This window comes from Flavobacterium xylosi, from assembly GCF_042787345.1.
In the GTDB taxonomy this organism is placed as follows: Bacteria; Bacteroidota; Bacteroidia; order Flavobacteriales; family Flavobacteriaceae; genus Flavobacterium; species Flavobacterium xylosi.
Genome location: NZ_JBHZPZ010000027.1, coordinates 1 through 12,900, shown reverse-complemented (window position 1 = coordinate 12,900; position 12,900 = coordinate 1). Strand labels below are relative to the sequence as shown.

Here is a 12,900-nt window from a genome sequence, read left to right as displayed (position 1 = left end):
TTGATCGCAATGGTTGTTATGTATAGAATTAAAATTGTATAAAAATATACTTCAATTTCAACTTAAAAATAAATTAAATGCAATTAGAGATTTCAACTTGGACGCATCATTTGAACCAACTTATTTATTCCTATTTTTATTTTTGTCAAAAGGAAAAATTAGAGATAAAGATTGTTAGTAACAAAAGTGTTGCTTTTAATGGAGCTATTCTATTTGTAGGAATGGAAAGTGTTTTTTTCGATTATTCTGATGATACAGTATTCATAGATTTACCAGAAAATTTTAGTTATTATTTTAAAAGATCTCTTCTCAAAAAAGATAACGTCAAGAATATTTATCCGCTGCATTTTAATGTTCCAATGGCTTATAAATGCCATTCTTTATTAATGAATTTAAAAAGTGATTTGTTATTTGACAAGTCAAGCAGGCTAGAAGTATTCAAAGCATTCGATAAGTATACGTTATTTACAAAGTCTTCTCATGGTGTTTTAGATATCAGAAGGTATCCCAAAGAAGTGCACGATACAGGAGGGAATGTGATTTTTCATACCCGATTGTGGAATCCAGATAACCATTCAGATTCAGAAGAAAAAGAACGGAGAAGATTACAAAATCAATTTAGAATTAATGCATGCAGAATAATAAAAAAAAAATTTACAAATTCATCAGTTGGTTTGTTTGCGGATGATTTAGCAATAAAAATGGCACCTGATCTTTTATTAGATTCAAGGGATTCAAAAAAAAATAATTATTTAAACACACTATGTAATTTTAATATTGGTATAGCAGATGATGGTTTGAAGGATACGCCAGGATGGAAAATTGGAGAATATTTATTGTATGGTAAGGCTGTCATAACAACTCCTTTGAATATTTCTTTTGAAAGATTTAAGGAACATATAAATTATGAAAAATTATCTTCTCGTTCTTCTTACACTGAGTTGCCGGATAAAATTGAGTATCTTTTAAAAGATAAATATTATATTGAAATGGGTAATGAAAATATGAAATGGAGTTATGAATATTTGCACCCAGAGAATTATATTAAAAGAATATTATCCGTTATACAGGATAGGAAAAAATTGAATGAATGAAATTCGCAATCATTACCCACGTTCCTCATATCATTGAGGATAATAATTACTTTGCTTATGCCCCGTATGTCAGTGAAATGAATGTTTGGGCAAAGTATGTGGAGAAATTGATAGTGGTGGCTCCTTTAGTACAGGCAGAAAAAACTCCTGTAGATACTGAATATCAACATGAAAACATTCAATTTATAGCGATTGAGGGCTTTGATGTTTTGAGTTTAAATGGCCTTTTTAGAGCCGTTCTAAAAATACCAAGAATAAGCTGGACAATTTTTAAAGCTATGCAAAATGCGGATCATATTCATTTGCGATGCCCGGGTAATGTGGGATTTCTGGGTTCTATAATTCAAATAGCATTTCGTAATAAACTAAAAACGGCGAAATATGCCGGTAATTGGGATCCTCAGTCAAAACAGCCCTGGACTTATCAATTGCAGCAATGGATATTAGGTAATACGTTTCTGACCCGAAATATGCAGGTTTTGGTTTATGGTGATTGGGAAGGCAGTTCTAAAAATATTAAGCCTTTTTTTACTGCGACCTATCAAGAAATTGATAAATTACCTATTTCTAAAAAAGAGGTCAAAGGACGTATTGCTTTTGTTTTTGTGGGCACTTTAGTGATAGGGAAAAATCCTTTGTATGCAATTCAACTAGTGGAATTTCTATCTAAGAAAGGATATGATGTATACCTTAGTTTATATGGAGAAGGAACTGAACGTACTGCATTAGAACAGTATGTTACAGCCCATCAAATAGAAGCCGTAATAGAATTACATGGGAATCAATCCAAGGATACCGTTCAAAAAGCCTATCAACATAGTCATTTCGTGGTTCTGCCTTCCGATAGTGAGGGCTGGCCAAAAGCGATTGCGGAGGGAATGTTTTGGGGCTGTGTTCCATTGGCAACACCTGTGTCCTGTGTGCCTTTTATGCTAGATCAAGGGAAAAGAGGGATTTTGTTAGCTATGGATTTGGTAGAAGATACTAAACAGATTGAAACGCTATTGCATGCTCCAACGGATTTTGATACTAAAAGTAAAAACGCTTCGGATTGGTCCCGGAACTATACTTTGGATGTTTTTGAACGAGAAATTATGGATTTATTAAAACCCGATTCAAAAAGAATTAAATGAAAAAGTACTACCTATTGGGGTTTCTTTTTTTGGTGGTTGCATTGCTAGCTATAATCAACTATAGAACTCCTTTTTTTCAACAAGACGGGGGGGGGTGGTCCATAGGTTATGGCGAGTCAGCTGGTTATCCTGAACAGATTGCCGTGGATCAAAACTCCATTTATTCTATCGAAAAGTTGCAAGCTCAAAATGACAGTACCGTATTTCTTGCCGATCCCTTTTTTGTTAAAGAAAAAGACACTTTTTATCTGTTTTTTGAGCATAAAAAAAATAAAACTAATGGTGTTGTTGGTTTATTGACCTCAACAGATGGAAAAAGATATCAGTATAGAGGAACTGTTTTAAAAGAAAAATTCCATCTGTCCTATCCGCAAGTTTTTAAATATAAAAATGCTTTTTATATGGTACCGGAGTCCAAACAGGCAAATGCGGTGTTGCTGTATAAAGCACATCATTTTCCTTATGACTGGAGGATTTGTGATACTTTGATCGCCAATGTTGCCCTCGTCGATCCTTCCATCTACTTGTCGGACTCTTTGAATATTTTAGTAGCCACCGATTATGAAAAAAATATGTACCTCTATCAGGCCGACTCGCTGTTTGGTAAATGGAAATTACATAAAAAAAAACCAATTGCTTTGATAGGAACTGAGGCACGAGGGGGTGGCCGTTTTTTTGCGGATAAAAAAGGATTGGTTTTACCCGTGCAAAATTGCACCAAAGGGTATGGGTATGGGGTATCTTTGTATCGTTTTTCCTTTCATGATGGAACTTATGATGTAGAAAGAGAGCAACCTTTTTATTTAAAGGCTAATGAAAATATAGCCGTATTTAATGCCGGAATGCATCATTTGGATGTACAACGAATAGACGCCGATCATTACTATTATGTTTATGATGGAAATCGATTAAACAGTACGGGCAAACATCTTAATATAAGAGGTCCTCTGAAAATGAGTTATTTGGATTTTAAAGGTTGGATATTACAAAAATGAGGATACTTCAAATAATAGACAGTTTAGAAGCAGGCGGAGCCGAGCGCATGGCGGTCAATTATGCGAATGCCTTGGCTAAACAAATTGATTTTTCTGGATTAGTGGTTAGTCGTAAAGAGGGACCCCTTTTGAATCAGGTTGATGATGGTGTTTCCTATTTGTTTTTGAATAGAATTAAAATCATTGATTTTAAAGCTCTTTATACGTTGAGAAATTATGTACGAGTAAATAGCATTACCCTAGTTCATGCACACAGTACTTCTTTTTTTCTAGCCTTTCTTCTAAAGTTAGTTCATCCTTCGATTAAAATAATTTGGCATGACCACTATGGGGACAGTGAGTTTTTAAATAAAAGACCCTTACTGGCTTTACGATTAATTGCTCCTTTTTTTAGCGGGATTGTTGCGGTCAATCAAAAGCTAAAAGTTTGGGCTCAGGAAAATTTACATTTTAAGAACGCTATTTATTTGCCTAATTTTCCCTCTGAAGAAAAGAATATTACCGCATATACTGTATTGGAGGGTGTTGATGGAAAGCGGATTGTTTGTTTGGCTAATTTGAGGGTTCAAAAGAATCATTTTTTATTGATGGAGGTGGCTAAAAAAATGCAATTATCCCATCCTGAATGGACTTTTCATTTGGTTGGAAAAGATTTTCAGGATGATTATTCCAAACAAATTCAATCGTTAATCATTGAACATCATCTTGAAAAAAATGTGTTTCTTTACGGCACGAAACAAGATATGAAAAATATTCTCGATCAATCCACCATCGCCATACTAACTTCTCAATCCGAAGGTTTGCCCATGGCCATTTTGGAGTATGGTTTGCATAAAAAACCTGTTGTAGTGACTAATGTAGGAGAAATTTCGTCTGTAATTCAAAATGGAAAAAATGGTTTTCTTATCCTTGCCAATCAGGAACAATTATTTTATAAGTCTGTCGTCACATTGATAGAAAATGATGTCTTGCGAACTGATTTTGGGAATTTGCTTTATGATACCGTTACCGAAAATTATGCAGAAGATGTAGTGGTAAAAAAATATTTAGATTGGTTACAAACTATTTAAAATGAAAAAAGAAGAACAATCTTATCTGTATTTAATTCTATTTCATGTGGCCATAGGTATTATGGTGTATGTGCTTCCTTTTACGGCAAAATTATATGGTTATTCCATCTTTATACTAGGGATTTATTTTGTTATAAAAACCCAAAATAGGAATCACCAAGCCTTAATGGTGGCCGCCTATATAACCGGGAGTGAAGTGCTTTTACGGATGACAGACGGGAACATATCTTATGAATTTTCCAAATATGGGGTGATGATTTTTCTTTTTATCGGCATGTATTATAGTGGATTGTCCAAAGGGGCAACGCCTTATTGGATTTTTTTGTTATTATTGGTGCCGAGTATCGTCCTTTCGACCTTTGTATTGAATTTTGATAACAATGTCAGAAAGACTATTGCCTTCTATATGTCCGGGCCGGTCTGTTTGGCATTAGCTTCCTTGTATACGTACAGACGAAAAATAGCTTTGGAACAGATGAATAGTATTTTGTTAAGCTTAGGACTACCTATCATTAGCTGTATGGTCTATTTAACCTTGTATACCCCTAACGTTCGAGATGTAATCACCAGTACGCAATCGAATTTTGAAACCTCCGGAGGCTATGGACCGAATCAAGTGGCGACGTTTCTGGGGTTGGGCATGTTTATTTTTTTTTCCAGGGTTATCCTAGAGTCTCCAACTAAGTTTATGTTAATAACGAATTTAATTATTGCTTTCAATGTCACTTACAGGGGGATGCTTACTTTTTCTAGGGGAGGGATGATTACCGGTTTTATGATGATTGTTTTGTTATTGCTTTTCCTGTATTTTAAATCTAATTATCGGGGTAAAGTAAAACTTAATTATATTGTTGTCTTTGTGACTTTAGCCCTAATGGCAACTTGGGTTTACACCTCTTTTCAAACCGGTGGGCTTATTGATAAGCGCTATGCGAATCAGGATGCTAAAGGGAGAGTAAAATCAAGTCAATTGACCGGTAGAGAAGATATAGCGCGTGACGAACTTGCAATTTTTTTTGCGAATCCTATTTTTGGAGCCGGGGTAGGTAAAGGGGTAGAAATTAGGGCGCAAAAAATAGGAGATAAAGTACAATCTCATGATGAAATTACCCGGATGCTGGCGGAGCATGGTACCTTAGGAATCTTAGGCTTACTTATCCTCTTTTTTACCCCGCTGGTTTTGTATCTGGAAAATAAGTTTAATATGTTTATGTTGTGTTTTGTTGCTTTCTGGTTTTTAACCATTAATCACGCCGCGATGCGAACCGCGGCGCCTGCGTTTGTGTATTCGTTGTCGTTGTTGAATGTGCAGTTGGGGAGTCCGAATAGAGTTAAGAAAGAGGAATAGTGTTCAGTGGTCAGTTCTAAAAGAGTGATCAGTGGTCAGTTTATTTAGTGTTCAGTTCTAAAAGAGTGATCAGTCTTTTTTAGTGGTCAGTGATCAGTGATCAGTGTTCAGTTTTTTTAGTGATCAGTCTTCAGTCTTCAGTGTTCAGTTTTTAGTGTTCAGATTTTTTAGTGATCAGTGATCAGTGTTCAGTGTTCAGTCTTTTTTAGTGTTCAGGTTTTTTAGTGCTCAGGTTTTTTAGTGTTCAGTGATCAGTCTTTTTTAGTGGTCAGTGATCAGTGATCAGTGTTCAGTGATCAGTGATCAGTCTTTTTAGTGTTCAGTGATCAGTGGTCAGTGTTCAGTTTTTTTAGTAGTCAGTGATCAGTCTTTTTAGTGTTCAGTGATCAGTGGTCAGTGTTCAGTTTTTTTAGTGGTCAGTGATCAGTATTCAGGTTTTAGTGATCAGTGGTTAGTGGTCAGTGTTCGTTGATCAGATTTTAGTGATCAGTTTTTTAGTAATCAGCTTTAAATAACTAAATATGAAATTCCAAGATTTATTAGCATATCAGAAATCATTTTCATTAGCTATGAAAATTTTTGAAATAACAAAACGGTTTCCAAAAGAAGAAATGTATTCACTAACGGATCAAATTAGACGTTCTTCCAGAAGTGTGTCGGCTAATATAGCAGAATCCTATAGAAAAAGAGTCTATCCCAAAAATTTTCATAGCAAATTAACCGATTCAGATGCCGAAAATTCAGAGACTCAAGTTTGGCTTGAGTTTTCACTTAAATGCAACTATATAAACGAAAGTGTTTACGACGAATTATTAAACGAAAGTAATGAGGTTGGGAAGCTAATTAATTATATGATTTTAAATCCTCAAAAATTTGGTGTAGTGGTGTAGGGATCAGTGGTCAGTCTTTTTTAGTGATCAGTGGTCAGTCTTTTTTAGTGTTCAGTGATCAGTGGTCAGTGGTCAGTGTTCAGTTATTAGTGATCAGTGGTCAGTGATCAGTGGTCAGTCTTTTTTCAGTGTTCAGTGGTCAGTGTTCAGTTATTAGTGGTCAGTGTTCAGTGGTCAGTGTTCAGTCTTTTTAGTGTTCAGTGGTCAGTGGTCAGTGGTCAGTTTTTTAGTGTTCAGTGATCAGTGATCAGTGTTCAGTCTTTAGTGGTCAGTTTTTTTTAGTGTTCAGTGATCAGTGTTCAGTGTTCAGATTTTTGTAGTGGTCAGTCTTTAGTGGTCAGTCTTTTTTTTAGTGGTCAGTAATCAGTGAACAATATTCAGTAATCAGTGGTCAGTTATAAAAGAAGTGGTCAGTGTTCAGTCGCAGTGGTCAGTTTTTTTAGAGAACCATTATTGCATCTCGATTGCGCTCGATATAAAAAAAACTAGCGGACTAATATGTATACTAGTCAATGGTATAAAGTCGGAAGAGGCTAGCATTTCTACGTTAGAATTATGCGAACTGAGACCGAAAACTATAAACTGAGACTATATACAGGGAATGCGAATGAAAACTGCAAACTTATTACTATAAAGATATCTGAAACTGATCACTGACCACTGATCACTGACCACTGTGCATACTGAACACTGATCACTGAACACTGCAAACTACTCCACAGTAATGAACTGTAATTGCTGTAAATCACCATTATAAATATTGATATCTACATTCCCTTTTATCCCCGGAACTGAAGCTTTCTCCGTAAATTGCCAGAATAGCCAGTCGGGATCCATTTTTTCTCGATAAAAATTATAATTGGCAATCCAAAAGAGATAATCGCTGAATTCCTCTTTCAAAAAATCATCATAATATTTTTCACCAGTATAGATAACAGGCTTCACTTTATAATGTGATTCCACAGCCTTCAACCATCGTTTCAAGCCGACTTTCAAACTGTCTAGTGATTGATTTTTAGGCAGTTTTTCAATATCTAAAATAGGTGGTAAATCTCCTTTCAGGAGGGTAACTGTTGTAATAAAAAGTTCTGCCTGCTCGAGGGAGTTTTCGTTGGGACGGTAATAATGATACGCTCCCCGAATCATTTTATTTTCTTTGGCGCCAAGCCAATTCCGTTTAAACTGACGGTCTTTCCTGTCTTTTCCTACGGTTGCCCGAATAAACACATAGTCTAAAGGGTATTTTTTTTCTAAAGTATCTACATAAGACCACTGAATTTTTCCCTGGTATTCAGAAACGTCCAAACCGATACTTTTTCCTTCGTGATTTTCTAAAACTTGAAAATTACGAACGTCTGAAATACGTTTGGCTTCGGCTTTTTCTTTTAAAGCTTTATCTGATTTGAAACTGAAATAATAAGCCAGACCATTGCGATAATGATACACAGTACCAACAAGAAGTACGACAAAAAAAGCAACCAGTGAATACCGCAAAAACTTCCCAGAGAAAGTACTCGCTTTCTTTTTGGGTTTACGAACTACCGTTGTTCTTTTTCTTACCACTTTTTTTCTCATTCAAAAACTACTTTATCGCCCTTTTATTATTTACTACCGATAGCAAAACATAAAGAATAATCAGCAAAGGAATTCCTAAATATTGAAAGAAAACCAATAACAATACCGAAAGCGTTAAAAAGACAATTTGAAGGGCATTGTCTTTAAAGTTAAACTTTTTAAGTTTTAACGAAAATAACGGAATCTCGGCATTCAGGATGTAAGCGCTTAACACCGTTATGGCAAGTAAAACAAACTGATTTGTCAAAATCTCCAGAGTGAATAGGGAATCTGAATATTTTAAAACCAAAGGCAAACTTAAAATAAACAGTGCATTGGCTGGAGTAGGCAAGCCTATAAAAGAATCCGTTTGACGCGTATCAATATTAAAATTAGCCAAACGATAACAAGAACCCAAAGTGACAATAAATCCCAGATACGGAATCATAGGATGGGAGGACAGCTCCTGCTGGCTGCTGGACAGTAAAAAAAACATTACAAACCCAGGCACTACACCACTGGTAACCATATCTGCCAAAGAATCCAATTGCAATCCCAACGGACTGGACACTTTAAATAACCTGGCAAAAAAACCATCGAAAAAATCTAAAAATATCCCAAGAGAAACAAAATAAAAAGCCATTTCGAAATCCAGTTGAGCCGCAAAAACGATCGCTATACAGCCACAAAAAAGGTTGAGCAATGTGATTAAATTCGGAATGTGTTTTTTAATATTCATAGGTACAACGTTTAGGGATCTTACGTTGGCAAATTTAGCATAATAAGTGAAGGAAATGTACGTTTTCTACTAGAGATTTTTAACGACAACGGTTTGCATAACCCTTTGCGGGTTTTAAACCCGGAAAGGGTTGTTTGAATTAATAACAATCGAGTTACTTACTTAAATACCAATAGTAAGTCTAATAAGCTCAAAGTTTGTTGTAGTTTTTAACGACTGCGAATACTTTAGGGTAGGATTAAAAAAATGAAACATTTGCATTTTAAACAAACACACATCCCTAACCCCTATAACTCCAGTTGTTATTTAATTTTGGAGTCGTTGAATCTTCGATTTCAAGAGGGGAATTCTCCGCCCGTTAACATTTAACTTTTAATTGTTTATTAAGTAAATAAGTCGAAATAATAGTAATAATAGAATTGAATAAAGTAAATCGCATTCCCTTTTAACAGCTGTTATTTCATTACTAAATTTATTTAGTTCAGGGGAGAAATAAGCTCAGTAAAAAATTATATTTTTGATAAAAATTAAACCAACCTTCCAGTTCGTAAAAAAAGTCCATTTGAAAAAAGCTTTCTTATTTCTATTGCTTTTGGTTTGCACTGCTCATTACAGTCAGGCAGTCCGAAAATACTCCAACGAGTTTATGAATATTGGCGTTGATGCTGCAGCATTAGGCATGTCAAATACGGTGGTGGCTTCCACAAATAATGTCAATTCAGGCTATTGGAATCCAGCGGGCTTAATCCACCTGGAGGACAGCCAAGTTTCGTTAATGCATGCTAGTTACTTTGCGAATATTGCCCAATACGATTATATGGCTTATGGAAGCCCAATTGATGACCGAAGTGCTTGGGGGATTTCTTTAATTCGTTTTGGTGTAGATGATATTTTAAATACAACGGAATTAATTGACAGCCAAGGTAATATTGACTACAATAGAATCAGTCTTTTTTCTACAGCCGATTATGGTTTTACCTTTTCCTATGCCCGCAAATTGCCGGTTCCCGGATTTCAGTATGGCGTAAACGCAAAGGTAATTCGAAGAATTATAGGAAAGTTTGCTAATTCCTGGGGATTTGGTTTTGATGCAGGAATACAATTCGAAAAAAACAACTGGCAATTTGGATTGATGCTTCGTGATATTACCACCACCTATAATGTGTGGAATATTGACGAGGCCGAATACAAAAAAATAGCTGATGCAAGCCCAGAAAACAATCAGGAGTTACCTGAAAGTACGGAGATTACAGCTCCTAAAGCGCAACTTGGAATCGCTAAAAAATTTATCATTCATTATGATTACAGTATTTTGGCTGCTGCCAATATGAACATGCGGTTTACCAAAACCAATGATATAATCTCGACTGATTTTGTGAGTATCGATCCCGCCATAGGATTTGAATTTGGCTACACAGACTTGGTTTTTTTGCGTGCCGGAGTGGGGAATTTTCAAAATGTACAACAGTTAGACAACAGTGAAAAAGTAGGATTCCAACCCAATATTGGATTAGGTTTTAAATACAAAGGCATCCAGGTTGATTATGCCCTAACTGATTTAGGCAATCAAAGTGATGCTTTATACTCTAATATTTTTTCAGTGAAAGTAGATTTGAGTCTTTTTAGAAATTAACTTGTTGTCCTGTTTAAAACAATACTAACCACAAATATTTTTTGTTACTTTTTCATCAAGAAAAAAAGTAAAAATCTCTTCAGGGGAAGATTGGGTTTAGATTGTGAAATACGTCCAATGATTTTTAGTATAAAAATATGGCGGCTTGAAATCGAAGATTCATGAATACCAATAAGTTATTAACTTGTTAGTAATCGAGGTAAAAGAAGAAATTTTCTAGAAGAAATAAATCAAATTACCTCCAATTATGACTACACGTGTGATCTCTCCTTCGTCGAGATGACAAGCTACAACCGCACTTATATTCTTAGACTAGAAAATCACAGTAAGAATTCAACACAGATTCCGTATTAGACTTCGTCACGAAGCTGGATTATTCAAAAAAACAAAAGTGCTCACGGACTATTTTTTGCTGCTTTTTAGATTCGAACCGCCTTATCAAACGCAATTGATACTAAAGTTAAGTGAGCTAAAAAAGAAAATTAATACAATTCCTTTTCACTTTTATATGGTGAACAAAAAAAATCCGTGTAAATTTGTTCAAGCTGTGCAATCTGTGTTCCATATTTTAATCGTATCCTAAATGAATACCTCTTCTTTAAAGAAAATCTCTTTTTTCCTATTCTTGTTTTTAACTATACCTGTAAGCTTTGCCCAAAACCTTCTTTTATCCAAAGAGGCAAAAGTCAGCGTTCTTACTTGCGGCACAGGAAATGAATCCTATTCGCTTTTTGGACATACCGCCATCCGAATCAGCGATCCTTTCAATAACATAGATGTCGTATACAATTACGGTGCTTTTGACTTTAACACCCCTAATTTTGTTTTGAAATTCATAAAAGGAGATTTACAATATTTTGCTGTGGCTCATTCTTACGCTGATTTCATCAATGAATATCAGTATGACAGGAGATCCGTGTACGAACAAGAATTAAATATTCCTTACCCGCTAAAACAAAAATTGTTTGATAATTTGAATACTTCTTTAGCTTCGGGAGAAAGCCACTATATCTATAAATTTATCGATAAAAACTGTACATCCATGGTCGTCGATATAATTAATACAACATTAGACACCAAAGCAATTGTAAAAAACGCAGATACTGATATCACTTACAGAACGATCCTTTTTCCTTATTTCGACAATCATTTTTATGAGAAATTAGGTACCAGCATCATTTTTGGAAAAAAAGTAGATGGTCTGGGAACACAAATTTTTCTGCCATTTGAATTACAAAAAAGTCTAAAAAAGGTTTTCTACCAGAACCACCCGTTAGCTGGGGAAAACAAAACGATATTGGAGTTTCCCACTGAAGTTCCAGGATCCTGGTGGAATAATGTTTATACGTATATTTTATTCCTAGGGTGCATTATCGCAATAAACAAGAAACCTGTTGCCGCTTTTTACCTTACCATTATGGCTTTATTGGGGCTCTTCTACGTCTTCGCTGGTTTTTATTCGTTTCACGAGGAATTGGCGTATAATTATAACATATTGCTGTTTAATCCAAGCTTGTTGTTATTACTGTATTTTTACCATACCAAGAATAGCAAAGGACTATATAATTTGGCTTTATTCAACCTTGTATCGTTAGCTATTTATATGGTGATCCTAATAAACAAAGCGCATTTATGGATTGTATTGCCTCTTGTAATTACAAGTACTGTATTATTAGTGAGATTGGCCATTCAAAATACGAAACGCATTCCAATTATTATTTAATCAAAATCGCAAGTTACAGCTGTTTTTAGGAATAAAAAAAAACACACCCCTATCCCCTCTGAAGAGGGGAATGTGATTCTGGAATTGATGCTGTTTTTAGGACTCAACAAAGGAACACACATCTCGACCACTATAACTCCAGTTATTATTTTTCAATTCACACACCCCTAACCCCTCTCAAGAGGGGAATGTGATCCTGGAATCGATGTTGTTTTTAGGACTTGAGGAACACACCCCTAACCCCTATAACTCCAGTTGTTATTTAATTTTGGAGTCGTTGAATCTTCGATTTCAATAGGGGAATTGAGAAGTGGAATCAATGTTGTTTTGGAGTTAAAGAAACACACCCCTAGCCCCTATAACTCCAGTTGTTATTTAATTTTGGAGTCGTTGAATCTTCGATTTCAAGAGGGGAATTGAGAAGTGGAATCAATGTTGTTTTTAGGACTCAACAAAGGAACACACATCTCGAGCACTATAACTCCAGTTATTATTTTTCAATTCACACACCCCTAACCCCTCTCAAGAGGGGAGTGTGATCCTGGAATCGATGTTGTTTTTAGAATTCGAGGGAATACATTCCTAACCCCTATAACTCCAGTTATTATTTAATTTTGGAGTCGTTGAATCTTCGATTTCAAGAGGGGAATTGAGAAGTGGAATCGATGTTGTTTTTAGAATTCGAGGGAATACATTCCTAACCCCTATAACTCCAGTTATA

Annotated in this window: 10 protein-coding genes; 8 read left to right on the top strand and 2 right to left on the bottom strand. The window is 35.3% G+C overall.

Annotation, left to right across the window (positions count from 1 at the left end; translation table 11 throughout):
* Positions 1-77: 77 nt before the first annotated feature.
* From ACFX5E_RS15650 to ACFX5E_RS15625, 6 genes are all read left to right on the top strand, one after another.
* Complete coding sequence (locus ACFX5E_RS15650) at positions 78-1,094, top strand: hypothetical protein (protein ID WP_379856099.1); 1,017 nt, start codon at positions 78-80, stop codon at positions 1,092-1,094.
* Positions 1,091-2,227 (top strand): glycosyltransferase family 4 protein, encoded by a 1,137-nt coding sequence (locus tag ACFX5E_RS15645; RefSeq protein WP_379856098.1) that lies wholly within the window; start codon positions 1,091-1,093, stop codon positions 2,225-2,227. The genes ACFX5E_RS15650 and ACFX5E_RS15645 overlap by 4 nt, the downstream gene beginning before the upstream one ends.
* Positions 2,224-3,222 carry a glucosamine inositolphosphorylceramide transferase family protein gene (locus ACFX5E_RS15640; RefSeq protein WP_379856097.1) on the top strand — a complete coding sequence of 333 codons (999 nt, stop codon included), beginning with the start codon at positions 2,224-2,226 and terminating at the stop codon, positions 3,220-3,222. The genes ACFX5E_RS15645 and ACFX5E_RS15640 overlap by 4 nt, the downstream gene beginning before the upstream one ends.
* Positions 3,219-4,292 carry a glycosyltransferase gene (locus tag ACFX5E_RS15635; RefSeq protein ID WP_379856096.1) on the top strand — a complete coding sequence of 358 codons (1,074 nt, stop codon included), beginning with the start codon at positions 3,219-3,221 and terminating at the stop codon, positions 4,290-4,292. The genes ACFX5E_RS15640 and ACFX5E_RS15635 overlap by 4 nt, the downstream gene beginning before the upstream one ends.
* A gap of 1 nt (position 4,293) precedes the next feature.
* Entirely contained in the window at positions 4,294-5,640 is a 1,347-nt protein-coding gene (locus ACFX5E_RS15630; RefSeq protein WP_379856095.1) for an O-antigen ligase family protein, read from the top strand.
* Positions 5,641-6,161: 521 nt separating this feature from the next.
* Positions 6,162-6,530 (top strand): four helix bundle protein, encoded by a 369-nt coding sequence (locus ACFX5E_RS15625; RefSeq protein WP_379856094.1) that lies wholly within the window; start codon positions 6,162-6,164, stop codon positions 6,528-6,530.
* Between the two features lie 711 nt (positions 6,531-7,241).
* On the opposite strand, the gene ACFX5E_RS15620 is transcribed toward ACFX5E_RS15625, so the two are convergent.
* Together ACFX5E_RS15620 and ACFX5E_RS15615 are read right to left on the bottom strand one after the other, a co-directional pair.
* Positions 7,242-8,105, bottom strand: coding sequence for a glycoside hydrolase family 25 protein (locus tag ACFX5E_RS15620; protein WP_379856093.1), 864 nt, complete (start codon positions 8,103-8,105; stop codon positions 7,242-7,244).
* Between the two features lie 7 nt (positions 8,106-8,112).
* The gene (locus ACFX5E_RS15615; protein WP_379856092.1) at positions 8,113-8,823 is read right to left on the bottom strand and encodes a CDP-alcohol phosphatidyltransferase family protein; all 711 of its coding nucleotides are present in this window, start codon (positions 8,821-8,823) and stop codon (positions 8,113-8,115) included.
* A 562-nt stretch (positions 8,824-9,385) separates the two neighbouring features.
* On the opposite strand from ACFX5E_RS15615, the gene ACFX5E_RS15610 reads away from it, so the two are divergent.
* Both ACFX5E_RS15610 and ACFX5E_RS15605 read left to right on the top strand, forming a co-directional pair.
* Positions 9,386-10,456, top strand: a complete 1,071-nt coding sequence (locus ACFX5E_RS15610) for a putative type IX sorting system protein PorV2 (protein ID WP_465254610.1) — start codon at positions 9,386-9,388, stop codon at positions 10,454-10,456.
* Positions 10,457-11,039: 583 nt separating this feature from the next.
* Positions 11,040-12,179 carry a lipoprotein N-acyltransferase Lnb domain-containing protein gene (locus tag ACFX5E_RS15605; protein ID WP_379856091.1) on the top strand — a complete coding sequence of 380 codons (1,140 nt, stop codon included), beginning with the start codon at positions 11,040-11,042 and terminating at the stop codon, positions 12,177-12,179.
* Positions 12,180-12,900: the final 721 nt, after the last annotated feature.